This window comes from Burkholderia sp. LAS2, assembly GCF_018417615.1.
Lineage (GTDB): Bacteria > Pseudomonadota > Gammaproteobacteria > Burkholderiales > Burkholderiaceae > Burkholderia > Burkholderia sola.
The window spans coordinates 4035238-4060335 of record NZ_CP071052.1 but is presented as its reverse complement, the minus strand read 5'-3'; the positions used below and the strand labels follow the sequence as shown (position 1 = coordinate 4060335).

The 25098-nt window shown below is 66.6% G+C and carries 24 protein-coding genes; 22 read left to right on the top strand and 2 right to left on the bottom strand.

What is annotated here, in order from left to right; genetic code table 11:
* Positions 1 to 68 precede the first annotated feature (68 nt).
* From JYG37_RS18675 to JYG37_RS18665, 3 genes are all read left to right on the top strand, one after another.
* Complete coding sequence (locus tag JYG37_RS18675; protein WP_124554009.1) at positions 69 to 827, top strand: dimethylarginine dimethylaminohydrolase family protein; 759 nt, start codon at positions 69 to 71, stop codon at positions 825 to 827.
* 111 nt (positions 828 to 938) lie between these two features.
* The gene (locus JYG37_RS18670) at positions 939 to 1403 is read left to right on the top strand and encodes an Lrp/AsnC family transcriptional regulator (RefSeq protein WP_050011284.1); all 465 of its coding nucleotides are present in this window, start codon (positions 939 to 941) and stop codon (positions 1401 to 1403) included.
* Positions 1404 to 1505: 102 nt separating this feature from the next.
* Positions 1506 to 3083 (top strand): amino acid permease, encoded by a 1578-nt coding sequence (locus tag JYG37_RS18665; protein ID WP_213345704.1) that lies wholly within the window; start codon positions 1506 to 1508, stop codon positions 3081 to 3083.
* Positions 3084 to 3135: 52 nt separating this feature from the next.
* On the opposite strand, the gene JYG37_RS18660 is transcribed toward JYG37_RS18665, so the two are convergent.
* Entirely contained in the window at positions 3136 to 3861 is a 726-nt protein-coding gene (locus JYG37_RS18660; RefSeq protein ID WP_050011282.1) for a glutathione S-transferase, read from the bottom strand.
* 173 nt (positions 3862 to 4034) lie between these two features.
* Between JYG37_RS18660 and JYG37_RS18655 the strand changes: the two genes are divergently transcribed.
* From JYG37_RS18655 to asd, 8 genes are all read left to right on the top strand, one after another.
* Complete coding sequence (locus JYG37_RS18655; protein ID WP_080334131.1) at positions 4035 to 4640, top strand: TetR/AcrR family transcriptional regulator; 606 nt, start codon at positions 4035 to 4037, stop codon at positions 4638 to 4640.
* Between the two features lie 168 nt (positions 4641 to 4808).
* The gene (locus JYG37_RS18650; protein ID WP_089489163.1) at positions 4809 to 5738 is read left to right on the top strand and encodes an alpha/beta fold hydrolase; all 930 of its coding nucleotides are present in this window, start codon (positions 4809 to 4811) and stop codon (positions 5736 to 5738) included.
* Between the two features lie 176 nt (positions 5739 to 5914).
* Complete coding sequence (leuC, locus tag JYG37_RS18645; protein WP_050011280.1) at positions 5915 to 7324, top strand: 3-isopropylmalate dehydratase large subunit; 1410 nt, start codon at positions 5915 to 5917, stop codon at positions 7322 to 7324.
* Positions 7325 to 7327: 3 nt separating this feature from the next.
* Positions 7328 to 7474, top strand: coding sequence for an entericidin A/B family lipoprotein (locus tag JYG37_RS18640; RefSeq protein WP_011548098.1), 147 nt, complete (start codon positions 7328 to 7330; stop codon positions 7472 to 7474).
* A gap of 68 nt (positions 7475 to 7542) precedes the next feature.
* Positions 7543 to 8193 carry a 3-isopropylmalate dehydratase small subunit gene (gene leuD / locus JYG37_RS18635; protein WP_050011279.1) on the top strand — a complete coding sequence of 217 codons (651 nt, stop codon included), beginning with the start codon at positions 7543 to 7545 and terminating at the stop codon, positions 8191 to 8193.
* 79 nt (positions 8194 to 8272) lie between these two features.
* Positions 8273 to 9340 carry a 3-isopropylmalate dehydrogenase gene (gene leuB / locus JYG37_RS18630; RefSeq protein ID WP_124630525.1) on the top strand — a complete coding sequence of 356 codons (1068 nt, stop codon included), beginning with the start codon at positions 8273 to 8275 and terminating at the stop codon, positions 9338 to 9340.
* Positions 9341 to 9460: 120 nt separating this feature from the next.
* Positions 9461 to 9580 carry a hypothetical protein gene (locus tag JYG37_RS18625; RefSeq protein ID WP_006756675.1) on the top strand — a complete coding sequence of 40 codons (120 nt, stop codon included), beginning with the start codon at positions 9461 to 9463 and terminating at the stop codon, positions 9578 to 9580.
* Between the two features lie 85 nt (positions 9581 to 9665).
* Positions 9666 to 10787, top strand: coding sequence for an aspartate-semialdehyde dehydrogenase (gene asd, locus JYG37_RS18620; RefSeq protein WP_050011278.1), 1122 nt, complete (start codon positions 9666 to 9668; stop codon positions 10785 to 10787).
* 99 nt (positions 10788 to 10886) lie between these two features.
* Here asd and flgE read toward each other — a convergent pair whose 3' ends face one another.
* Complete coding sequence (gene flgE / locus JYG37_RS18615) at positions 10887 to 12131, bottom strand: flagellar hook protein FlgE (protein WP_050011277.1); 1245 nt, start codon at positions 12129 to 12131, stop codon at positions 10887 to 10889.
* An 812-nt stretch (positions 12132 to 12943) separates the two neighbouring features.
* Between flgE and JYG37_RS18610 the strand changes: the two genes are divergently transcribed.
* The 11 genes from JYG37_RS18610 to purF all read left to right on the top strand — a co-directional run bounded on the left by JYG37_RS18610 (position 12944) and on the right by purF (position 24901).
* Positions 12944 to 15109, top strand: a complete 2166-nt coding sequence (locus tag JYG37_RS18610; RefSeq protein ID WP_213345703.1) for a FimV/HubP family polar landmark protein — start codon at positions 12944 to 12946, stop codon at positions 15107 to 15109.
* The gene (truA, locus tag JYG37_RS18605; RefSeq protein ID WP_050011275.1) at positions 15109 to 15921 is read left to right on the top strand and encodes a tRNA pseudouridine(38-40) synthase TruA; all 813 of its coding nucleotides are present in this window, start codon (positions 15109 to 15111) and stop codon (positions 15919 to 15921) included. Before JYG37_RS18610 ends, truA begins: the two co-directional genes overlap by 1 nt.
* Positions 15918 to 16619, top strand: coding sequence for a phosphoribosylanthranilate isomerase (locus JYG37_RS18600; protein WP_050011274.1), 702 nt, complete (start codon positions 15918 to 15920; stop codon positions 16617 to 16619). Before truA ends, JYG37_RS18600 begins: the two co-directional genes overlap by 4 nt.
* 54 nt (positions 16620 to 16673) lie before the next feature.
* Positions 16674 to 17867, top strand: a complete 1194-nt coding sequence (trpB, locus tag JYG37_RS18595; RefSeq protein WP_050011273.1) for a tryptophan synthase subunit beta — start codon at positions 16674 to 16676, stop codon at positions 17865 to 17867.
* 9 nt (positions 17868 to 17876) lie between these two features.
* The gene (locus tag JYG37_RS18590) at positions 17877 to 18728 is read left to right on the top strand and encodes a DNA-methyltransferase (protein ID WP_050011272.1); all 852 of its coding nucleotides are present in this window, start codon (positions 17877 to 17879) and stop codon (positions 18726 to 18728) included.
* Between the two features lie 90 nt (positions 18729 to 18818).
* Positions 18819 to 19634 (top strand): tryptophan synthase subunit alpha, encoded by an 816-nt coding sequence (gene trpA / locus JYG37_RS18585; protein ID WP_050011271.1) that lies wholly within the window; start codon positions 18819 to 18821, stop codon positions 19632 to 19634.
* 64 nt (positions 19635 to 19698) lie between these two features.
* Positions 19699 to 20571 carry an acetyl-CoA carboxylase, carboxyltransferase subunit beta gene (gene accD / locus JYG37_RS18580; RefSeq protein WP_009691548.1) on the top strand — a complete coding sequence of 291 codons (873 nt, stop codon included), beginning with the start codon at positions 19699 to 19701 and terminating at the stop codon, positions 20569 to 20571.
* Positions 20572 to 20671: 100 nt separating this feature from the next.
* The gene (folC, locus tag JYG37_RS18575; protein ID WP_204384146.1) at positions 20672 to 21982 is read left to right on the top strand and encodes a bifunctional tetrahydrofolate synthase/dihydrofolate synthase; all 1311 of its coding nucleotides are present in this window, start codon (positions 20672 to 20674) and stop codon (positions 21980 to 21982) included.
* A 29-nt stretch (positions 21983 to 22011) separates the two neighbouring features.
* Complete coding sequence (locus tag JYG37_RS18570; RefSeq protein WP_213345702.1) at positions 22012 to 22815, top strand: SPOR domain-containing protein; 804 nt, start codon at positions 22012 to 22014, stop codon at positions 22813 to 22815.
* Between the two features lie 7 nt (positions 22816 to 22822).
* Positions 22823 to 23317: a CvpA family protein gene (locus JYG37_RS18565; protein WP_027782633.1), complete on the top strand. Its 495-nt coding sequence runs from the start codon at positions 22823 to 22825 to the stop codon at positions 23315 to 23317.
* A gap of 51 nt (positions 23318 to 23368) precedes the next feature.
* Complete coding sequence (purF, locus tag JYG37_RS18560) at positions 23369 to 24901, top strand: amidophosphoribosyltransferase (protein WP_050011268.1); 1533 nt, start codon at positions 23369 to 23371, stop codon at positions 24899 to 24901.
* Positions 24902 to 25098: the final 197 nt, after the last annotated feature.

The window sequence follows — 25098 nt, the reverse complement described above, 5'->3', positions numbered from 1 at the left end:
TAATGGTCCGGACACAACGCTGCCGGCCCGTGCACCGCACGGAGGCGGCGCAGATCATGGAGGAGTCGATGCAATTCACGCAAGCGATCGTTCGCCGTCCCGCGCCGTCCTGCGGCGCGGGCCTGACCACCGCCGAACTCGGCGCACCCGATTACGACAAGACGCTCACGCAGTTCCATGCATACTGCGACGCGCTGCGCATGCTCGGCGTCGAACTGACCGAATTGCCGCCGCTCGATGCGTTTCCCGATTCGCATTTCGTCGAGGACGTCGCGGTCGTCACGCCGGAATTCGCGGTGATCACGCGCCCCGGCGCGCCCGCGCGGCGCGGCGAGACCGCGCACATCGAAGCGGCGCTGCGCGTGCATCGCGAACTGCTGCCGATGCAGCAGGGCCGCCTCGACGGCGGCGACGTGATGCTGGTCGGCAAGCGCTTCTTCATCGGCCTGACGAGCCGCACCGACGCGCAAGGCATCGCCGCGTTCGAGTCGCTGGTGTCGCGCCATGGCTATTCGGTCGTCGCGGTGCCGGTCGGCGCCGGCCTGCACCTGAAATCGGTCGTCAACGCGCTCGGCGACGACACGCTGCTCGTGACCGACGCGCTGGCCGCGCATCCGGCGTTCGCCGACTATCGCCGGATCGCGATCCCGGCCGCCGACGAATACGCGGGCAACACGCTGCGCGTGAACGGCACGCTGATCACGCCGGCCGGCTATCCGCGCGTGCATGACGCGATCGCGCCGCTCGGCATGCCGCTGCACGTGATCGACACGAGCGAGTTCCGCAAGATGGACGGCGGCCTGACCTGCCTGTCGCTGCGGTTCTAGCCGATTGGCGCGCGGCGGCTTCGGCCGGATAATGTGGCCCCGCGCGGAACGGCAGACGTTCCGCGCATGAGCCACGAGCCACGAGCCACGACCCGACCGGAGCGAACGCGGATGACCGACAAGAAGATGCAGCTCGACAAGATCGATCTCCGGATCCTCGACATCCTGCGTACCGACGGACGGATTTCCTACCGGAAGCTGTCGGAGCTCGTGAATCTCACGCCGCGGCCGTGCCAGGCGCGCGTGGAGCGGCTCGAGGCGCTCGGCGTGATCGAAGGGTACCGCGCGGTGATCAAGGCGCCGCGCGCGACCAAGCCGATCGTCGTGATCGCGCAGATCGTGCTGGCCGACCACGGGCGTTCGCAAGCGCCGTTCGAAGAGGAAATGCGCGCGAATCCGGCCGTGCTCGATTGCTGGCTGGTGAGCGGCACGTTCGATTTTCTCGTGCGGCTCGCGTGCGAGGACCTCGACGAGTACCGGCGGATCGCGAACGCGTGGCTGGAAAGCCCGCGGTTCCGGATCGAGAAGATCGTGACGACGGCCGAACTGCAGTCGATCAAGCGCAGCGTCGCGTGATGCGACCGGCCCGGCAGGGCCGGTTTGGATGCGAATGACCGGGTCAATCGATTTGCATTCCGAATCGAATCGGCTGGCCGACTCACAATCAGGGGGAACACCATGGATGCCATGCAAGCGGCGACGGACACGGCCGCACCGTCCGGGACGGCGCTGAAGCGCCGTCTGCAGGGCCGCCACGTCGCGATGATCGCGATCGGCGGGTCGATCGGCACGGGGCTGTTCGTCGCGTCGGGCGCGTCGGTCGCGCAGGCGGGGCCGGGCGGGGCGATCGCCGCGTATATCGCGATCGGGGTCATGGTCTACTTCGTCGTGACCGGGCTCGGCGAGATGGCCGCGCTGATGCCGGTATCGGGCTCGTTCGCGATCTACGGCGAGAAGTACGTCGACGAAGGCTTCGGCGTCGCGCTCGGCTGGACCTACTGGTACAGCTGGGCGGTGACGATCGCGATCGAGCTGGTCGCCGCGCAGATCGTGATGCGCTACTGGTTTCCGTCGGTGCCGGGCGTGTGGTGGGGCGCGGGCTTCCTCGTGCTGATCTTCCTGCTCAATACGCTGTCGGTGCGCGGCTTCGGCGAATCGGAATACTGGTTCTCGCTGATCAAGGTCGTCACCGTGATCGCGTTCATCGCGGCCGGGCTGCTGATCGCGGCCGGCGTGCTGGGCGGCGGGCATACCGGCAGCGGGCATACCGGCGGCGGGCATACCGGCACCGGGCATCCGGTCGGCTGGCGCAACTTCACGACCGGCGACGCGCCGTTCGTCGGCGGCGTGCACGCGATGATGAGCGTCGCGCTGATCGCGGGCTTCTCGTTTCTCGGCACCGAGCTGGTCGGCATCACGGCCGGCGAATCGGAGAACCCGCGCAAGACGATCCCGCGCGCGGTGAAGCAGATCTTCTGGCGGATCATGCTGTTCTACGTGCTCGCGATCTTCGTGATCGGCCTGCTCGTGCCGTACACCGATCCGAACCTGCTGAAGAGCGACGTGACCGACATCGGCGTGAGCCCGTTCACGCTGGTATTCAGCCACGCGGGGTTCCCGCTCGCGGCCGGTGCGATGAATCTCGTGATCCTGACGGCCGTGCTGTCGGCCGGCAATTCCGGTACCTACGCGGCGACGCGGATGCTGTACAACCTTGCATCGGAAGGGCGCGCGCCGGCGATGTTCGCGACGCTGTCGCCGGGCGGCGTGCCGCGCAACGCGCTGTACGCGACGATGGCCGTCGGCGGGCTGTGTTTCCTCACGTCGTTGACCAACAACCAGCGCATCTATCTGTGGCTGCTGAATACGGTCGGCATCACCGGCTTCATCGCGTGGCTCGGCATCGCGGTCTGCCATTACCGGTTCCGCAGGGGATTCCTGAAGCAGGGTTATCGACTCGATCAACTGCCGTATCGCGCGAAATGGTTTCCGTTCGGGCCGGTGTTCGCGGTCGCGGTCTGCATCGTGATTTCGCTCGGGCAGGATTACCAGGCGTTTTTCGCGGCGCGCATCGACTGGATGGAAGTGTTGTCGATCTATGTATGGATTCCGCTGTTCGTCGCGATCTGGTGGGCGTATCGCCGCGCGCGCAAGAGCCGGCTCGTGCGCTACGAGGAGATGGACATCGGGCCGTGGCTCACGCGCTCGGTGGAAGCCGTCGACGCGGCCGCCGCGCAGCACGGGCAGCCGCGCTGATCCTGCGTGAAATTCGCCCGTGCGCGCACGTTCCGCGGTACGTGCCGGGCCGTTACTTGTCCAGCTCCGGATAGTGCCGGAAGATCCCCATGTCGTTGAACGGGATGCGGCGTTCCGACTCGAGGTAGCGCGCGACGGGCGGATGCCGCGCGACGCGATCGTGCAGCGCGACGAGCGTCGCGACCTTGCGCTCCGCGCGCTTCATCGCTTTCGGGAACGCATAGCGCAGGCCCTCGATCAACTGGAACATCGTCAGGTCCGCGTAACTGAGCGCGCTGCCCGCGATATAGCCGCGCTTGTGCGGGTTCTGTTCGAGCACGCGATCGAAGTAGCCGAGGAATTTCGGCAGCCGGTTCTCGAGGAAATCGGCCGCGCGCTCGGCCGCTTCCGCTTGCTGGTCCTCGTAGTACAGGCCGCTGCCGATCGGATGGTGCGTGTCGTGGATCTCGGTGATGAAATCGGCGGCGGTCAGCTGGATCTGATGGACCCACAGCCGGCCGGCTTCGTCGTCGGGCGCGAGCCCGAGCCGCGCGCCGAGAAACAGCAGGATGTTCGCGGTCTGCCCGACGACCACGTCGCCCGCCTTCAGGAACGGCGGCGCGAACGGCACGCATTCGGCCTTCGCGCTGTCCATCATGCGCATCATGGCCGACACGCCCATCCCGCGCCCCGATTCGCGCGCGACGTCGACGTAATCGGCTTCGGCCGCTTCGAGCGCGAGCCGCACATATTCGCCGCGGCCCTGGATTTCAGGCCAGTAATAGAGTTCGTACCGCATGCAAGGCTCCTGTCCGGTCGATGCGCCGGGACGCACGCATCGCGATGGCGGGGAGGGCAGCCGCGCGCCGCCCGTTGGGAATAGACAGTCTATGAGATCGAGTGCGAAATGCCAGTGACGCCTGTACGGTTCGCATGGCTTGATTTGGAAATGATCATTTCCTATAATGGCGCATGGCTAGGAAAATTGCAGCGAACGTGGGCAGGCCGCGAGAATTCGATATGGATGAAGCGCTGGACGGCTTCATCCGCGTCTTTCGCGAGCGTGGCTATCACGCGACTTCTATCGGCGATCTGTCCCGGGCGACGGGGCTCACCGCAGGCAGTCTTTACAAAGCCTTTGCCGACAAGAACGCCATCTTCGTTGCCGCGTTGAACCGGTACATCGATCGGCGCGTCAGCGAGCTCAACATGATCCTTGCCGATGAAGAAAACGGACGGGACAAGGTGCGAGCGCTCCTGCGCTTTTACGCGGACGTCTCGCATGGAGACGAGGGTCGAAAGGGCTGTCTGGTCGTCGGCGGCGCCATGGTTCTGAGTGCGTTGGATAGCGAGATCGCCGGCATCGTCCACAGATCGATGCAGAGGATCGAGCGTCTCCTTCGCGATTTGATCAAGCAGGGGCAGGCCGATGGATCCGTCGATGCCGCGCTGAACGCGCAAGCCACGTCGAGCTGTCTGTTTGCCATGGTGCAGGGGCTTCGAGTGGTGGGGAAGCTCGGCCAGAGCCGGAGCGACATGTCGATGCTGGTTGACGAGGCAATGCGGCTGCTCGACTAAGGTTTGTGCGTCACCCGACAGGCGACGCGATGTGAAGCAACACGCGAAACCGCGCATGCGCGTGATTCGGTTTCGCCGAATTAGGAAACAAATATTTCCGAACGGAAGTGCTCCCGCTGCTCGGGGGCCATCATCCAGCGCAGTCGATTCTGTGGAGAGGACGAACTTATGTACCAGCATCAATCCACCGCGGATGCTTCGCATCTCGAGGCCGCGCCCTATTTTCGGGAAGACCCGCGGCTCAGCGGCTTTCGTCATCGGTTCGATACGGTAGACGGGGTGCGCCTTCATTTCGTCGAAGGAGGCCGCGCCGACGGCGAGACCATCGTCCTGCTCGCCGGCTTTCCGGAAAGCTGGTACGCGTGGCGGAGAGTCATGCCGCTTCTCGCGGACGAATTCAGGATCGTGGCGCCGGATCTTCCCGGACAAGGCGATTCGGACCGTCCACTCGTCGGTTACGACACGCAGACCGTCGCGGCAACGCTTGCGCGCCTGCTGGAGCAGCAAAAGATCGCGCGCTTTTACCTGGCCGCTCACGACGTCGGCGCGTGGGTCGCCTATCCGTTTGCCGCGATGTATCCCGATGCGGTGAAGCGATTGGCGTTGCTCGACGCGGGGATACCCGGCATCACGCTGCCCGCCGCACTGCCGATCGAGCCCGGCAACGCATGGCGCACGTGGCACTTCGCGTTTCATACCGTCGCCGACCTGCCGGAGACGTTGATTGCCGGCAAGGAGCGCGAGTATCTCGATTGGTTCTTGCGTCGCAAGGCGGCCAATCCCGAGTCGTTCTCCGACGCGGATGTCGACGAGTATCTCCGGGTGTTCACCCGGGACGGCGGGTTGCGAGCGGGGCTGGCCTTCTACCGGGCCGTGTCGGCGTCGTCGGCTCAGAACCGCACGCTGCAGGCGCTGGGGAAGCTGAAGATGCCCGTGCTCGCTGTCAGTGCGGATCAGGGGTCCATACCCGACATGGCGGGGCCGCTCGGACACGTGGCGGAAGATGTGACGGCCGCGACGATCGCGCATAGCGGGCATTTCATTCCCGAGGAGCAACCGCAGGCGCTGGCGCGCGAGCTGCGCAATTTCTTCCGGTAGCACGCCGCCGCAAGCCGCCGCGCTTGCCGGGTAATGCTTATCCGGGTATCGCGTGTACTACCCAACTCACTGTTTTTATTCACTTTTTTCGTTATCGTGGTACTCCATGGGCCGATTTTGCGTGGCATAATCGACCGCATCCGCAAGGCTTGTAGTCACAACGACCCCGCATACCCATGGCACAGACTCTCTACGACAAACTGTGGAACACCCACGTGGTCCACACCGAGGAAGACGGCACGACCCTGCTCTACATCGACCGTCAGCTGCTGCATGAAGTCACGAGCCCGCAAGCGTTCGAAGGGCTGAAGATCGCGCAGCGTCCGGTGTGGCGCATCAGCGCGAACCTGGCCGTGTCGGACCACAACGTGCCGACGACGGACCGCAGCCACGGCATCGCCGATCCCGTCTCGAAGCTGCAGGTCGACACGCTCGACGCGAACTGCGACGCGTTCGGCATCACGCAGTTCAAGATGAACGACGTGCGCCAGGGCATCGTCCACATCATCGGGCCGGAGCAGGGCGCGACGCTGCCGGGCATGACGATCGTGTGCGGCGATTCGCATACGTCGACGCACGGCGCGTTCGGCGCGCTCGCGCACGGCATCGGCACGTCGGAAGTCGAGCACGTGCTCGCGACGCAGACGCTGCTGCAGAAGAAGAGCAAGAACATGCTCGTGAAGGTCGAGGGCGCGCTGCCGCGCGGCTGTACCGCGAAGGACATCGTGCTCGCGATCATCGGCAAGATCGGCACCGCGGGCGGCACGGGCTACGCGATCGAATTCGGCGGCTCGACCATTCGCGCGCTGACGATGGAAGGCCGCATGACCGTGTGCAACATGGCGATCGAGGCCGGCGCGCGCGCAGGCATGGTCGCGGTGGACGACACGACGATCGAATACCTGAAGGGCCGCCCGTTCGTGCCGACCGGCGCGGAATGGGATCAGGCGGTCGAGTACTGGCGCCAGTTCAAGTCGGACGACGGCGCGCAATTCGACCGCGTGGTCGAGCTGAATGCCGCCGACATCGTTCCGCAGGTCACGTGGGGCACGTCGCCGGAAATGGTCACGTCGATCGACGGTCGCGTGCCCGATCCCGAGCGCGAGAAGGATCCGGTCAAGCGCGACGCGATGGAGCGCGCGCTGGCGTACATGGCGCTCGAGCCGAACACGCCGATCGAATCGATCAAGGTCGACAAGATCTTCATCGGCTCGTGCACGAACGCGCGCATCGAGGACATCCGCGCGGCCGCGTACGTCGTGAAGAAGCTGAACCGCCGCGTCGCGTCGAACGTGCGGCTCGCGATGGTCGTGCCGGGCTCGGGCCTCGTGAAGGCGCAGGCCGAGCGCGAAGGGCTCGACAAGGTGTTCACCGATGCGGGCTTCGAATGGCGCGAGCCGGGCTGCTCGATGTGCCTCGCGATGAACGCCGACCGGCTCGAGCCGGGCGAGCGCTGCGCGTCGACGTCGAACCGCAACTTCGAAGGGCGGCAGGGCGCGGGCGGTCGCACGCACCTCGTGAGCCCCGCGATGGCGGCGGCCGCGGCGATCGAAGGTCACTTCGTCGACATTCGCCAGCTGGGGTAACACGTGACGGCATCGAAGGTCATCGCGCGGCTGGTTGCCGCGCTGGCGCTGGCCGGGTTGGGCTTCGGCCTGGCCGGCTGCAATACCGTCCGAGGCTTCGGGGAAGACGTCAACGCCGCCGGCAGCGCGCTCAAGCGCGCCGCGGAGTGACGTTTCCCGCCGAGAATTTGTCGATGTGCGCCGGCTGACTGCCGGCCCTTCAACCGGATAGACGGATCATGGAAAAATTCACTGTACATACCGGCGTCGTGGCGCCGCTCGATCGCGAGAACGTCGACACCGACGCGATCATTCCGAAGCAGTTCCTGAAGTCGATCAAGCGCACGGGCTTCGGTCCGAACGCGTTCGACGAGTGGCGCTATCTCGATCACGGCGAGCCGGGCCAGGACAACTCGAAGCGTCCGCTGAACCCGGACTTCGTGCTGAACCAGCCGCGCTACCAGGGCGCATCGGTGCTGCTCGCCCGCAAGAACTTCGGCTGCGGCAGCTCGCGCGAGCACGCGCCGTGGGCGCTGCAGCAGTACGGCTTCCGCGCGATCATCGCGCCGAGCTTCGCGGACATCTTCTTCAACAACTGCTACAAGAACGGTCTGCTGCCGATCGTGCTGACCGAGCAGCAGGTCGATCACCTGTTCAACGAGACGGCCGCGTTCAACGGCTTTCAACTGACGATCGATCTCGACGCGCAGGTCGTGCGCGCGGGCGACGGCCGCGAGTATCCGTTCGAGATCGCCGCGTTCCGCAAGTACTGCCTGCTGAACGGTTTCGACGACATCGGCCTCACGCTGCGCCACGCGGACAAGATCCGCCAGTTCGAGGCAGAGCGGCTCGTGAAGCAGCCTTGGCTCAACACCAAGCTGGTCCGCTGACATCGCGTTCGAGGCGGGCGCGCTTTGCGCGCGCTCGCCGGCCTGCCTCCATCACACTCTACCCAGTCAGGAATTTCGCATGAAGATTGCAGTGCTGCCCGGCGACGGCATCGGTCCGGAAATCGTCAATGAAGCGGTGAAGGTGCTGAAAGCACTCGACGAGAAGTTCGAACTCGAACAGGCGCCGGTCGGCGGCGCGGGCTACGAGGCGAGCGGCCATCCGCTGCCCGACGCGACGCTGGCGCTCGCGAAGCAGGCCGACGCGATCCTGTTCGGCGCGGTCGGCGACTGGAAGTACGACTCCTTGGAACGCGCGCTGCGCCCCGAGCAGGCGATCCTCGGGCTGCGCAAGCACCTCGAGCTGTTCGCGAACTTCCGCCCGGCGATCTGCTATCCGCAGCTCGTCGATGCATCGCCGTTGAAGCCGGAACTCGTCGCGGGCCTCGACATCCTGATCGTGCGCGAACTGAACGGCGACATCTACTTCGGCCAGCCGCGCGGCGTGCGTGCGGCGCCGGACGGCCCGTTCGCCGGCGAGCGCGAAGGCTTCGACACGATGCGCTATTCGGAGCCGGAAGTGCGCCGCATCGCGCACGTCGCGTTCCAGGCCGCGCAAAAGCGCGCGAAGAAGCTGCTGTCGGTCGACAAGTCGAACGTGCTGGAGACGTCGCAGTTCTGGCGCGACATCATGATCGACGTGTCGAAGGAGTACGCGGACGTCGAGCTGTCGCACATGTACGTCGACAACGCGGCGATGCAGCTCGCGAAGGCGCCGAAGCAGTTCGACGTGATCGTCACCGGCAACATGTTCGGCGACATCCTGTCGGACGAAGCGTCGATGCTCACGGGCTCGATCGGCATGCTGCCGTCGGCGTCGCTCGACAAGCACAACAAGGGCCTGTACGAGCCGTCGCACGGTTCGGCGCCGGACATCGCGGGCAAGGGCATCGCGAACCCGCTCGCGACGATCCTGTCGGCCGCGATGCTGTTGCGCTACTCGCTGAATCGCGCCGAGCAGGCCGATCGCATCGAGCGCGCGGTGAAAACGGTGCTCGAACAGGGCTACCGCACCGGCGACATCGCGACGCCGGGCTGCAAGCAGGTCGGCACGGCCGCGATGGGCGATGCGGTGGTCGCCGCGTTGTAAGCGCGTGGCAATGAAGTGCGGTAATTAATGTGGAAAAGGGTGCGAACGGGCCGGAAAAATCGGCCGGTTCGCGCACGGTTGGCCGTTGTGCGGGCCACCGGCTTTGTGTAGACTCGAACGATGGCGCTGATTTCCCTGATCTCCCCGGTCCTGAAACTCCACGGCAACACTGCCCGTGCGGGTGCGCGCGCCATCGTCATCACGAAAACCATTACCACGAAAACGATCATTAAACGCTGATCGCCGTCGTGCCCGCCTGTTTCCCCGCGCGGTCACGCGGGGACGGAAATGGCGGGGAAGCTCCATTCAAAGCAAAGGGTTAGTCATGAACGTAGGTCTCGTAGGTTGGCGCGGCATGGTCGGCAGCGTCCTGATGCAGCGCATGCAGGAAGAGGGCGATTTCGACCTGATCGAACCGGTGTTTTTCAGCACCAGCAATACGGGCGGCAAGGCGCCGTCGTTCGCGAAAAACGAGACCACGCTCAAGGACGCGACCAACGTCGACGAGCTGAAGAAGTGCGACGTGATCATCACGTGCCAGGGCGGCGACTACACGAACGACGTGTTCCCGAAGCTGCGCGAGGCCGGCTGGAACGGCTACTGGATCGACGCGGCATCGTCGCTGCGGATGCAGGACGACGCGGTCATCATCCTCGATCCGGTCAACCTCGACGTGATCAAGGACGCGCTCGTCAAGGGCACGAAGAACTTCATCGGCGGCAACTGCACGGTCAGCCTGATGCTGATGGCGCTCGGCGGCCTGTTCCGCGAGAACCTCGTCGACTGGATCACCGCGATGACGTACCAGGCCGCATCGGGCGCGGGCGCGCAGAACATGCGCGAACTGCTGTCGCAGATGGGCACGCTGAACGGCGCGGTGCAGGAACAGCTTGCCGATCCGGCTTCCGCGATCCTCGACATCGACCGCCGCGTGCTGGCCGCGATGAACAGCGACGCGATGCCGACGAGTCACTTCGGCGTGCCGCTGGCCGGTTCGCTGATTCCGTGGATCGACAAGGATCTCGGCAACGGGATGTCGAAGGAAGAGTGGAAGGGCGGCGCGGAAACCAACAAGATCCTCGGCAAGCCCGCGATGGGCGAGCCGGGTTCGATCCCGGTCGACGGCCTGTGCGTGCGGATCGGCGCGATGCGCTGCCACTCGCAGGCGCTGACGATCAAGCTGAAGAAGGACGTGCCGCTCGACGAGATCAACGGCATCCTCGCATCGGCGAACGACTGGGTGAAGGTCGTGCCGAACGAGCGTGAAGCGTCGATGCGCGACCTGTCGCCGGCGAAGATCACCGGCACGCTGACGGTGCCGGTCGGCCGCCTGCGCAAGCTCGCGATGGGCGGCGAATACCTGTCGGCGTTCACGGTCGGCGATCAGCTGCTGTGGGGCGCGGCCGAGCCGCTGCGCCGCATGCTGCGCATCCTGCTCGACAAGTAAGCACGTTGGCTGTCCGGCCCGCGGGCCGGGCTGCACGATACGACGCGCCGCGTCGGCCTTGGGATTCAGGGCCGGCGCGGCGCGTTTTTCATGCGCGGTTCAGCGCAGGTTCAGCAGCGTCTGGTCGACGGCCTGCTGGGTCTTGATCGTCTGCGCATTCGCCTGGTAATTGCGCTGCGCGGTGATCAGGTTCACGAGTTCGGTCGTCAGGTTGACGTTCGAGTTTTCCAGCGCGCTGCCCTGCAGCGTGCCGTGGTTCGTGCTGCCCGGCGCGGAGATCTGCGGCACGCCCGACGCGGCCGTTTCCGCATACTGGTTGCCGCCGATGTTCACGAGCCCGTTCGGGTTGTTGAAGTTCGCGAGCGCGATCAGGCCGAGCACCGCGCTCTGGCCGTTCGAGTAGTTGCCGGTCAGCTTGCCGTCGGTGCCGATCGAGAACGTCGTCAGCGTGCCGCTCGCGAAGCCGTCCTGCGCGAGGTTGTTCACGCCGTCCTTGCCGCCGTACTGGGTCGTGCCGCCGAGGTCGAGCGTCAGGTTCTGCGGATTCGCGCCGCCCGTCGTGTTCGGGATCGAGAACGCGAACTGGCCGAGGCTCGCGGTCGGCTGGCCGGTCGCGGCCGACGTCGTCGAGCTGATCCGGCCCGATGCGTCGAACGTGACGGTGCCGAGATTCGTCGGCGTCTGGCCCTGCGCGCCCGCGTAGGCTTGCCACGTGCCGGCCGCCGGCTTCACGAAGTACAGGTTGACCGGCTGCGAACCGCCAAGCGAGTCGTAGACCTGGATCGACGTGTTGTAGTTGTACGTCGTGTTGTCGGTCGCGTTGAACGGCGTCTTGGCCGGCACCTTGTCCTGCGCGTTCAGGTTGAACTGGCCGGTGATCTTGTTCGTCGCGCGCGGCGCGATGTTGCTGGTCGGCGCCTGCAGCGGCACGGTCTGCGCGGTGTTGATCACGCCGCCGGCGCCTGCCGCATAGCCCATCAGGTTGCGGCCTTGCGCGTCGACGATCGCGCCGTTCTTGTCGCGGTGGAACGTGCCGTCGCGCGAGTACGTGGTCACGCCGTTGCTCGACATCTGGAAGAAGCCGTTGCCGTTGATCGCGACGTCGAGCGACGACTTCGTCGAATTGATCGTTCCCTGGCTGAAATGCTGCTGCACCGACGCGAGCCGCGTGCCGATGCCGATCTGCGTGTTGACCGACGTCGCGACCGAATTTGCGTACATGTCGGCGAAGTTTGCGCGGCCCTGCTTGAAGCCGACCGTGTTTGCGTTCGCGATGTTGTTGCCGATCACGTCGAGATTGCTCGACGCGCCGGCCAACCCGCTCAAACCCTGTTGATAGCCCATGTTCGTCCCCGTAACGAGCTGGTGAGTGATGCAGTCGTGCGACTGCGCGATGGCCCTCCGGTACTGCACGGCATCAGCCCGGCCGGCGCGCTCCCGCCTTTCCCGCATGGGCGAGCGCGACGTCGAAACATGCCGATTCCTGTTTGAAGGCGATCGTATCGACGGCGGTTATTCGGTCTGTGTAATTTTGTGTAATGAAATTGAATTGATGCAGAAATGATCGCTTTTGTATGAGTAATCAAGCGAGAGAGAGGGGGTCAAAGCCTTGCGGGGCGGGGATTTGGTGGTGTGGATTTTCATTTCTCCGATAAGAGGCGGAAATTGGCTTCTTATCGGCGAATTGGAATTGATTGGAGTGGGATGGGGCGCCGGTCGGGATTTGTCTTGATTTTCCGGCTGTTAATTCATTAACGGCGGACAGGATGGATTGTTGAGGGAGTGCTTGCGATTCTGTCGCCGCGATCCTGCGGCGGACGCCCGCTGAGCGCCAAAAAGCCGCGTCATTCGAGCGGGGCGCGAGGCTGCCGCGAGACGGCTTCCAACTGCGGCACGCAGGTTCGTTTTGATCGATCGGATGCATGGGCTACGGGCAGACGGACCCGCGCGACACGAGCGCCCGCCCGGGCCCGGTGGCACCTGTCGGCGACGAATTCGGCCGGAACCCGATCGTGTGAAGTAAACTACGCGGTTACGACGCACAGACCCGCCGAAAGCGTCGCGTTCCGCGCGACGCTTTTGCATTTCTGCAGCGCTTTATTGACGCTTCCAACCGCGAATCCGAGCCGCGCCCGTGCGCGGCGATAGAGCCAACGATGTCCCGAATTTCCTTGTTTCCGCGCCAGTCCCGTCTGTCGCGCGCCGTGCGTGGCGCGCTGGCGATCCTGGCGCTCGGCGCCGCCGCATCGGCGTGGGCAGTCGGCACCGGCGACCTGCCGGCATCCGCCGTCGGCGGCGCCGCCCCGCTTACCGTGACGGTCCAGCCGGGCCAGTCGCTGAACGACATCGCGAAAGCGGCCACGCAATCGCACGATCCGGCCGTGCTCGCGCGCGCCGGTCGCGCGCTGTTCGACGCCAATCCGCAGGCGTTCATGAAGCGCGACGCGAGCCGTTTGAAAGTCGGCGCGACACTGACGGTGCCCGCGCTCGATGCGACCGGCGCGGCGCTCGCGCCGGCCGGCGCATCCGCCGCGTCCGCTGCATCTGGCCCGACGGCCGCTTCCGCGCCCGCCGCCGCATCGGGTGGGGCAGCGATCGCGCAGCACGGCGCATCCGCGCCGCAGCCCGGTTCGGCCGCGCAACCCGCGCCGGTGGCGCCGGCCCTGCATGCCGCTCCGGTGAGCGGCGCGAGTGCCGCGACGGCGACGGCGGCGGGCGCATCCGCTTCGAGCGGTGCTTCGGCGTCGATCGGTGCGTCGGCCGCGCATGGCGCATCGGCTGTCGACGGCACGCAGCCGGCGGCGCCCACGGGCGGTGCGAGCGGCCCGCATGTATGGAGCGGTGCGATCCAGTCGGCGCCGTCGTCCGCGAGCGAGGCGACGGGGCAGTCGGTGCCGGGCAACCCGGTTGCCGGCATGCGCGAGCCGGCCGGCGCGGCACCCGCCGTCGGTGCGTCGCAGCCGCGGCCGTCGAGCCTGCAGCAATTGCTCGCGTTGAAGAACCGCGTGCTGATGGAGTTGCAGAAGCACGGCATCGGCAAGCCGGCGACGACGACCGGCGTCGCGCCTGCTCCGGCGCCTGCCGCGCCGCGTCCGGCTGCGAATGACGCGGGTGCATCGGCCGCTGCATCGACGGCGGACGAAGTCGCGTCGGGTGTGGCAGCCAGTGCGCTGCAACCGGCATCGGCTTCCGTGCAACCGGTCGCACCCGTCGCGACCTCGGCACGTCGTACCGAGCAGATGGACTGGCGCCCGGCCGCGGCGGCCGGCGCTGCCGTTATCGTGCTCGCGGCCGGCTTCGCATGGCGCAAACGCCGGAAGGGTCGGCGCGCGGACGAGGCGGGTGCCGCTGCGACCGCGGCCGCAGCAGGTGGCGCCGCGACTGCGGAGGCGGAAGCGGAAGCCGCGCCGTCCGTCGAACGCGAACTGCCGATCACGCCCGAGATGCCGATCGCACGCGATGCCGCGTCCGACATGAATCTCGCCGCGGCGACTGCCGCCGCCGCGGAGACGATCGAGCCGCCCGCGGCGGATACATCGCCTGCGCTTGTAGTGACGGCGCCGCACGACGAGTCGCCGGAATTGCCGCCTGCTGACGCTGCCGTGTCGCCGGCGAACGACGCGATTCCGGGTTCGGCTGAGGCTCCGCACGACGCAGAACCCGTGGAAGAAGCCACTGCCGCCGACAAGCCGGCCGAGTCGACCAAGCTGGCCGAGCCGGCCGAGCCGTCCGCCGCATCCGTCGCCCCTTCGAGCGCCGAAGCCCAGCACGCGACACTGATGCAGAACGCGATCAGCGCGCTCAACAGTCTCGACATGCCGTTGCCGCCGCGGACGGCGGAGGAGCCGTCGACGACGGGGGAACCGCCCGCGCAGGCACCGCAGCCCGACGCCGATAAAATTGCAACTAACGGTCAAGCCGCGCAGCACCCGCCGATGGGTTCGGCTGAAACGACACCGGAACATCCGGCCGACCAGGAAGACGAGCTCGACTGGGATCCGGACGCGGTGACGTCTGCCGGCCAGGCGGGCAGCCCAGCTACGCCGTCGTCGTTGCCGCCGCTCGGCGGTGCGCAGTTCGGCGCGCTGAAGCTCGACTTCGATCTCGACCTGCCGTCCACGCCGGGCGCCGCGCTGCCTGCGCTTACCGCGGACGAGCTTGCGCGCATCGCCCGCAACAAGCTCGACCTCGCGGCCGAATACGTCGAACTGGGCGACCTGTCCGGCGCGCGGACGCTGCTGCAGGAAGTGGTCGACGCGAACGACGCCGCGACGCGCGACGATGCCCGCGCGCTGCTCGCGAAACTGGCGGACGAGGCGTGATGCGGATCGCGCTGGGCATCCAGTACGACGGCGCGGCGTTCTGCGGCTGGCAGGCGCAGCCGCACGGCAAGACCGTGCAGGACCGGCTCGAACATGCGCTGGCCGAGTTCGCGCGGGTGCCGCTGCACACGACGGTGGCCGGGCGGACCGATACCGGCGTGCACGGGCTCGGGCAGGTCGTGCATTTCGACACGGACCTCGATCGCGAGGTGTTTTCGTGGGTGCGCGGCACCAACGCGTTCCTGCCGCCGACCGTGTCGGTGCAGTGGGCGAAGCCGATGCCGGACACGTTCCATGCGCGCTTCTCGGCGTTCGAGCGCACCTACTACTACGCGCTGTACGTGCACCCGGTGCGTTCGCCGATGCTGGCCGGGCGCGCGGGCTGGATCCACACGCCGCTCGACGACGACGCGATGCGCGCCGCCGCCGCGCACCTGATCGGCGAGCACGATTTTTCGTCGTTCCGGTCGTCGGAATGCCAGTCGAAGACGCCGGTCAAACACCTGTATCAGATCGACGTGCGGCGCGAGGGGCATTTCATCCATTTCCGCTTCCGCGCGAACGCGTTCCTGCATCACATGGTGCGCAACCTGATGGGCTGCCTCGTCGCGGTCGGGCGCGGCCGCTATCCGGCCGACTGGCTCGCCGACGTGCTGGCCGGCCGGGACCGCAACCTCGCGGCCCCGACGTTCATGGCCGACGGGCTGTATCTCGCCCACGTCGGCTACCCGGCGGAATTCGCCGTCCCGCCCGCGCAGCTCGGCAGCGTGCCGTGGAGCAGCGTCTGGGCCGATCTGGACCCACAAACATGACGGAGCACGCCGTGTCTTCTTCGACTTCCGCCGCGGCCGGCCAGCCGCCGCGCACGCGCATCAAGCTGTGCGGGCTGTCGCGCCCCGAGGACGTGCTGCACGCGGCGGCGCTCGGTGCCGATGCGATCGGCCTCGTGTTCTACCCGAAGAGCCCGCGCGCGGTGACGATCGCGCAGGCGGCCGAGCTGGCGAGCCTCGCGCCGCCGTTCGTGTCGGTGGTCGGGCTGTTCGTGAATGCGACCGAAGCCGAGATCGAAGCCGTCGTGCGCGACGTGCCGCTCACGATGCTGCAGCTCCACGGCGACGAGACGCCGCAGCAGTGCGATGCGCTCGGCCGCGCGGCCCGCCTGCCGTGGTTGCGCGCGGTGCGCGTCGGCCCCTCGACGCAGCGTGCCGATTTGGTAGAATCGGCTCTTCATTATTCGAAAGCGCGCGGCCTCCTGTTCGACACTTTGGTGCCGGATTACGGCGGTAGCGGCAAGGTCTTCGATTGGTCTCTTATTCCCGCAGAGCTCGCGCGTCGGGCCGTTTTGAGTGGTGGCTTGAACGCGCAAAACGTCGGTGATGCGATCCGCCAGTTGCGTCCGTTTGCTGTCGATGTCTCGAGTGGCATCGAAGTGGAGGGCGCGAAGGGCGTGAAGGATCACGCCCGGATGGCGGCGTTCGTACGCGCGGTGCGCGAGGCGGACGCCGGGTGATGCAAGCCGGTGCGGCCCCAAAAGCGGGCGCACCGACCGATCGAGAGAGACACCATGTACAACCTTCCTGATGATCGCGGCCACTTCGGCCCGTATGGCGGCGTGTTCGTCGCCGAGACGCTGATTCACGCGCTGGACGAACTGCGCGCGGCGTATGAAAAGTTCCAGAACGATCCCGACTTCGTCGCCGAATTCGAGCGCGAGCTGAAGTACTTCGTCGGCCGCCCGTCGCCGATCTATCACGCGCAGCGCTGGAGCGAGATGCTCGGCGGCGCGCAGATCTACCTGAAGCGCGAAGACCTGAACCACACGGGCGCGCACAAGATCAACAACGTGATCGGCCAGGCGCTGCTCGCGAAGCGCATGGGCAAGAAGCGCGTGATCGCGGAAACGGGCGCCGGCCAGCACGGCGTCGCGACCGCGACGATCTGCGCGCGCTTCGGGATGGAGTGCGTCGTCTACATGGGCTCGGAGGACGTGCGCCGGCAGGCCGCGAACGTCTACCGGATGAAGCTGCTCGGCGCGACGGTCGTGCCGGTCGAATCGGGTTCGCGCACGCTGAAGGACGCGCTGAACGAGGCGATGCGCGACTGGGTCACGAACATCGAAAGCACGTTCTACATCATCGGCACGGTCGCGGGCCCGCACCCGTACCCGATGATGGTGCGCGACTTCCAGCGCGTGATCGGCGACGAATGCAAGGTGCAGATGCCCGAGCTCGCCGGCCGGCAGCCGGACGCGGTGATCGCGTGCGTCGGCGGCGGGTCGAACGCGATGGGCATCTTCTATCCGTACATCGACGACGAATCGGTGCAGCTGATCGGCGTCGAAGCGGCCGGCGACGGCCTCGACACGGGCCATCACGCGGCATCGCTGATCGCGGGCAGCCCGGGCGTGCTGCACGGCAACCGCACGTACCTGCTGCAGGACGACAACGGCCAGATCATCGAGACGCATTCGGTGTCGGCGGGCCTCGACTATCCGGGCGTCGGCCCCGAGCACGCATGGCTGAAGGACAGCGGCCGCGCGCAGTACGTGCCGATCACCGACGCGGAAGCGTTGAAGGCGTTCCACGACTGCTGCCGGATCGAGGGGATCATCCCCGCGCTCGAGTCGAGCCACGCGATCGCGTATGGCGTGAAGCTCGCGCCGACGTTGCCGAAGGACAAGCTCCTGCTCGTCAACCTGTCGGGTCGCGGCGACAAGGACATGCACACGGTCGCCGAGCGATCGGGCATCGAGCTCTGACCCCGACCGATGCGTGACCTGATCGAAGAGCCGGGCGGCGGTGCCGCGAGCGAGGCGGAGGCGGTTCAGCCCGCCGCTGCCGTGCCGCGCGCGCTGCCGTCCGGTATCGAGCTGCACAACCGCGATTTCCTGACCCACGCCGCGCACTTGCCGGATGCGTCGATCGACCTGATCGTCGCCGATCCGCCGTACGGGCTCGGCAAGGACTACGGCAACGATTCGGACAAGCGTTCGGGCGACGATTTCCTCGCATGGACGCGCGCGTGGCTCGAGCTCGCGATTCCGAAGCTGAAGCCGAGCGGGTCGATGTATATCTTCTGCACGTGGCAGTACGCGCCGGAAATCTTCAGTTTCCTGAAGACGCAGCTCACGATGGTCAACGAGATCATCTGGGACCGGCGCGTGCCGAGCATGGGCGGCACGACGCGCCGTTTCACGTCGGTGCACGACAACATCGGCTTTTTCGCGGTTTCGAAGGCGTATTACTTCGATCTCGATCCGGTCCGCATCCCGTACGACGCCGATACGAAGAAGGCCCGCTCGCGCAAGCTGTTCGAAGGCAGCAAGTGGCTGGAGATGGGCTACAACCCGAAGGACGTCTGGTCGGTCTCGCGCCTGCATCGGCAGCACGCGGAGCGCGTCGATCATCCGACCCAGAAGCCGCTGGAAATCATCGAACGGATGGTGCTCGCGAGCTGCCCGCCGGGCGGCCGCGTGCTCGATCCGTTCATGGGGAGCGGCACGACCGCGGTGGCCTGCGCACGGCAGGGGCGCGACTTCGTCGGCTACGAGATCAACGAAAGCTATTGTGCGATCGCGCACGAGCGCGTGAGCGCGCTCGCCGCGCCGGCGTGCGCGTGAATCGCGCCGCCGCATCGCCGAATGCTGCTTTGCATGGGACCGGAGTAAGCGCTAAAGCGCTAACTCCGGATCGACATAGGAAAAATTGCCATGAATCGTATTCAGCAGACCTTCGCCGCGCTCGCCGAACAAGGCCGTAAGGGCCTGATCCCGTTCATCACGGCCGGCGACCCCGATCCCGCGAAAACCGTCGAATTCATGCATGCGCTCGCCGCAGGCGGCGCGGACGTGATCGAGCTCGGCGTGCCGTTCTCGGACCCGATGGCCGACGGCCCCGTGATCCAGCGCTCGTCGGAACGCGCGCTCGCGCGCGGCGTCACGTTGAAGAGCGTGCTCGCCGACGTGAAGCGTTTCCGCGAAACCGACGCCAAAACCCCCGTCGTGCTGATGGGCTATGCGAACCCGATCGAACGGATGGGCGTCGACGCGTTCGCGGCCGAAGCGCACGCGGCCGGCGTCGACGGCGTGCTGGTGGTCGACTATCCGCCGGAAGAGGCGGGCGTGTTCGCGGAAAAAATGCGGGCCGCGCAGATCGATCCGATCTTCCTGCTCGCGCCCACGTCGACCGATGAACGCATCGCCGACGTCGGCAAGATCGCGAGCGGCTACGTGTATTACGTGTCGCTGAAGGGCGTGACCGGCGCCGGAAATCTGGATGTTTCGAGCATTGCGGGTAAAATCCCGGCCATCAAGTCGCGCGTGCCGGTTCCGGTGGGCGTCGGCTTCGGTATCCGCGACGCCGAAACGGCGCGCGCGGTGGCCGAAGTGTCGGACGCCGTCGTGATCGGCAGCCGCCTCGTGCAGCTGCTCGAGAGCGCCGCGCCGGAAGGTGCCGCCGCCGCGCTGAAGTCGTTCATCGCCGAGTTGCGCGCCGCGCTGGACGGCGCCGGCAATACGGCGCGATAAACACAACACAGGAAGCGGGAACGGGCCGGTCGGCCCGCCCCGCCACGGAACAGGAAACCATACGATGAGCTGGCTCGACAAACTGTTGCCGCCGAAGATCAAGCAGACCGACCCGAAAAGCCGCAAGGGCATTCCGGAAGGCCTGTGGGTCAAGTGCCCGTCCTGCGAGGCCGTTCTCTATCGCAACGACGTGGACGCGAACCTTCACGTGTGCCCGAAGTGCGATCACCACATGCGCATCGGCGCGCGCGAGCGCCTCGACGGGCTGCTCGATCCGGAAGGCCGCTATGAAATCGGCCAGGAAATCGTGCCGGTCGACTCGCTGAAGTTCAAGGACAGCCGCAAGTACCCCGATCGTCTGAAGGAAGCGATGGACGAAACCGGCGAAACCGACGCGATGGTCGTGATGGGCGGCGCGATCCACACGCTGCCCGTCGTCGCGGCGTGCTTCGAGTTCTCGTTCATGGGCGGCTCGATGGGTTCGGTCGTCGGCGAGCGCTTCGCGCGCGGCGCGCAGAACGCGCTGGAGCAGCACGTGCCGTTCATCTGCTTCACGGCGTCGGGCGGCGCACGGATGCAGGAAAGCCTGCTGTCGCTGATGCAGATGGCCAAGACCACCGCGATGCTGACCAAGCTGGCCGAAGCGAAGCTGCCGTTCATCTCGGTGCTGACCGACCCGACGATGGGTGGCGTGTCGGCGAGCTTCGCGTTCCTCGGCGACGTCGTGATCGCCGAGCCGAAGGCGCTGATCGGCTTCGCCGGCCCGCGCGTGATCGAGCAGACGGTCCGCGAGAAGCTGCCGGAAGGCTTCCAGCGTGCCGAATTCCTGCTGAAGACGGGCGCGATCGACATGATCGTCGACCGTCGCAAGATGCGCGACGAGATCGCGCAGTTGCTCGCGCTGCTGCAGCGACAGCCGGCCGACGCGCTGGCCTGACCGGCGCAACGTGGTGAACTCTGCGCGTCGCCTGGCCTCAGCGTCAGGCGGCGCGCTTCGTTTTTTGGCGTAGTGGCGGTACCGATCCAGATTTGATCCGATGAGCACTTTTCCCACTCTTGACGCGTGGCTTTCGCATCTCGAACGCGCGCACCCGGTCGGCATCGACATGGGCCTGACCCGTATCGGGCAGGTCAAGGCGGCGCTGCAGCTCGAATTCGCGTGCCCGGTGATCACCGTCGGCGGCACGAACGGCAAGGGCTCGACCTGCGCGTTCCTCGAGACGATCCTCGTGCGCGCGGGCTACAAGGTCGGCTGCCACACGTCGCCGCACCTGCTCGAATTCAACGAGCGCGCGCGCGTGAACGGGCAGAACGTGACCGACGACGAACTGCTGCCGCACTTCGAGGCCGTCGAAGCCGCGCGCACGTCGCTGGCCGAGCCGGTCTCGCTCACGTATTTCGAATTCACGACGCTCGCGATCCTGCATCTGTTCGCGTCGCGCGGGCTCGACGCGGTGATCCTCGAAGTCGGCCTCGGCGGCCGGCTCGACGCGGTGAACATCATCGATACCGATTGCGCGATCGTCACGAGCATCGACATCGACCACACCGAATACCTCGGCGACACGCGCGAGAAGATCGCGTTCGAGAAGGCCGGGATCTTCCGCGCGGGCAAGCCGGCGATCTGCGGCGATCCGGCCGCGCCGCAGACGCTGATCGATCACGCCGAAGCGATCGGCGCCGATCTGTGGCTCGTCGGCCGCGATTTCCGCTACGAGGCGCAGGCAGGCGCCGAGCGTCAGCAATGGAGCTACCTCGGCCGCGACAAGCGCTATCCGGCGCTCGCGTATCCGGCGCTGCGCGGCGCGAATCAGCTGATCAATGCGTCGGCCGCGCTCGCGGCGCTCGAGGCGCTGCGCCCGGTGCTGCCGGTGTCCGCGCAGGACATCCGGCTCGGGCTGGCGAACGTCGAGCTGCCGGGGCGCTTCCAGGTGCTGCCCGGCAAGCCGGCGATCGTGCTCGACGTCGCGCACAACCCGCATGCGGCGGCCGTGCTCGAGCAGAACCTCGGCAACATGGGCTTCTTCCCGTACACGTACGCGGTGTTCGGCGCGATGCACGACAAGGACATCGACGGCGTGCTGCAGCACCTGAAGGGCGAGATCGACCACTGGTGCGTGACCGACCTGCCGCTGCCGCGCGCGGCTTCCGCGGAGCAACTCGAAGCGGCGTTGCGCAAGGCTGGCGTGGAGGAGGGGCCCGATTCGAGCGTGACGCGCTATGCGTCGCCCGCGGAAGCGTTTCGCGATGCACTAAAAAGAGCATCCGAGAATGATAGAATCGTGGTTTTCGGCAGTTTCCATACGGTTGCCGGCGTGCTGGCCTACCGTAAATCGCAGCAACACTGACTGACGGGCAGTTTCGGACTCAGCCATTCATGGGAATTTTCTCGTTCGGCAAGAAAGACGACGACGCGCCCCCGCGGCGCGGCGGTCGCACCGGGGCCTCCCGGAACGTGCGCACGGAGCGCACTGAACGCGTCGAGCGACGCTCGCGCCGCACCGAGCGTCCGGAATCGGATGCACTGCTCCTTGATCCGACCCTTCCAGAAAAGCAACGCGCGCGCCGGCGTCTCGTCGGCGCGATCGCGCTCGTCGTGGCTGCGGTGATCGTGCTGCCGATGGTGCTCGATTCGCACCCGAAGCCGGTGACCGACGACATCGCGATCGACATCCCGAACCGGCCCGCGCACCAGGCAGTCGTGCCGCGCGACGACGACGTGTCCGACGTGCAGGCAGGCGTCGCGCACGACGAACCGCCGGCCTCCGACACGGCCGTTGCGGCCGTACCGGCGCCCGCGCCGAAGGATGCGGCCAAGCCGGTCGCGAAACCCGAACCGACCGCCACCGCGAGCGTGACGCCGCCGAAGCCGGCCGCGCCGAAGCCTGCGCCCGCAACCGTCGCGAACGACGGCGCCGCGAGCCCGGACAGCGGCGACGCATCGTCGCCGGCGTCGCCGGCCGGTGCGCGCTTCGCGGTGCAGCTCGGGTCGTTCAAGGACGACGCGGCGGCCCGTTCGTGGGCGACCAAGTTGAAATCGGCGGGGGTGCCCGCATATGTCGAGCATCGCAAGCAGGCAGACGGCAGCACGGCTACACTGTTGCGTGCCGGCCCGTTCGCGGATCGCGCGGCGGCCTCCGCCGCGATCGCGAAGGTGCGCGAAGCCGGTCTGACGCAGTAAGGCCACGATGCTGACGGCTTTCGACTACGCTGTATTGGCGGTGATCGTGTTGTCGGCGCTGCGCGGTGCGTGGCGCGGCTTCGTGTCCGAGATTTTCGGGCTGATCGGCTGGATCGCGGCGATCGTGATCGCGGGCCGCTACGTCGGGCTGGTCGTGCCATACATTCCGGCGAACTGGCCGGGCGGCGCGCTGACGCAGTGGGTGATCGCCTTCGCGTTGCTCGTGATCGGCGTCGTGCTGGTCGCCGGCGTGGCGAACGCGCTGCTGTCTCGGATCGCGCAGGCGAGTGGCCTGGGCGGCGTCGACCGCTCGCTGGGCATGATGTTCGGGCTCGTCCGCGGCTGTGTGCTGGTGGTGCTGCTGGTCGCGGCGGCCGGGCTGACCGAACTGCCCAAACAGGATTTCTGGCGCAATGCGCTCTTGCGTCCTTTTGCCGAACAGGGCGTGCACGAGCTGAAGCAGCTCCTGCCCGACGGCATGGCCCAGTACGTACGCGTGTGACGACGCGGCCGGGCAGGACGGAACCGATTTTGTCATCTTGAAGGACATGCCATGTGCGGCATCGTAGGTGTTATCTCCCAATCCCCGGTCAATCAGCTGATCTATGACAGCCTGCTGCTGCTGCAGCATCGCGGTCAGGACGCGGCGGGCATCGCGACGGCGGACGGCAGCAATTTCCACATGTACAAGGCGAACGGCATGGTGCGCGACGTGTTCCGCACGCGCAACATGCGCAGCCTGCCCGGCACCTACGGCATCGGCCAGGTGCGCTATCCGACGGCCGGCTCGGCATCGAGCGAGGCCGAGGCGCAGCCGTTCTACGTGAACGCGCCGTTCGGGATCATCCTCGCGCACAACGGCAACCTGACGAACTGGATGCAACTGAAGGACGAGATGTTCCGGATCGACCGCCGGCACATCAACACCAATTCCGACAGCGAAGTGCTGCTCAACGTGTTCGCGCACGAGCTGCAACTGTCGACCACGGGCCTCGAGCTCGATCCGGCGTCGGTGTTCAAGGCGGTCTCGGGCGTGCATCGCCGCCTCGAGGGTTCGTACGCGATCGTGTCGCTGATCGCCGGCTACGGCCTGCTCGCGTTCCGCGACCCGTTCGGCATCCGGCCGCTGTGCATCGGCAAGCTCGAAACCGAACACGGCACCGAATGGATGGTCGCGTCGGAGTCGGTAGCGGTCGAAGGCATCGGTTTCGAATTCGTGCGTGACCTGGAGCCGGGCGAAGCGGTCTTCATCGACAAGGCCGGCAACTTCCACAGCCAGCAGTGCGCGGAGAACCCGACGCTGAATCCGTGCATGTTCGAATACGTGTATCTGGCCCGTCCGGATTCGTGCCTCGACGGCGTGCCGGTCTACAACGTGCGCCTGCGCATGGGCGACTATCTCGCCGAGAAGATCAAGCGCGAACTGCCGAACGTGCCGATCGACGTCGTGATGCCGATTCCCGATTCGTCGCGCCCGGCGGCGATGCAGGTCGCCGCGAAGCTCGGCGTCGAATATCGCGAGGGCTTCTTCAAGAACCGCTACGTCGGCCGCACCTTCATCATGCCGGGGCAGGCCGTGCGCAAGAAGTCGGTGCGCCAGAAGCTCAACGCGATGAGCATCGAGTTCAAGGACAAGCACGTGCTGATCGTCGACGATTCGATCGTGCGCGGCACGACCTCGCACGAAATCGTGCAGATGGCGCGCGATGCGGGCGCGAAGTCGGTGATCTTCGCGTCGGCGGCGCCGCCCGTGAAGTTCCCGAACGTGTACGGCATCGACATGCCGACGCGCGGCGAGCTCGTCGCGCACGGCCGCACCGACGAGGAAGTCGCGAAGATCATCGGCGCCGACCATTTGATCTATCAGGACGTCGACGATCTGCGCCGCGCGGTGCGCGACATCAACCCGAAGCTCGAGAACTTCGAGGCGTCGTGCTTCGACGGCAACTACATCACCGGCGCCGTGACGCCCGAGTACCTCGATGCGATCGAGCGCGCGCGCCTCACGCCGGCGTCGCAGGCCGATCGCGACACGGCCGGCGACACCGAGCGTTCGCAGATGAACCTGCAACTGTCGGTCGAGTAACGCCGGCGCACGCTTTTGTGGAGGCGTGATAGGATGTGGCCTTGCGTCGATTTGATATCAGCTTGCGGACGCGGGGCAACTTCCCAAAACAGCTAAAGCGAAGGCCGGCGGCAGCCGGCCCGAGTCGATCGCTGTCGTACCGCACCGAAGCCCGCTGATGCCGACGCATAGCGGGCTTTTTGTTTTTGGCCTCGGCT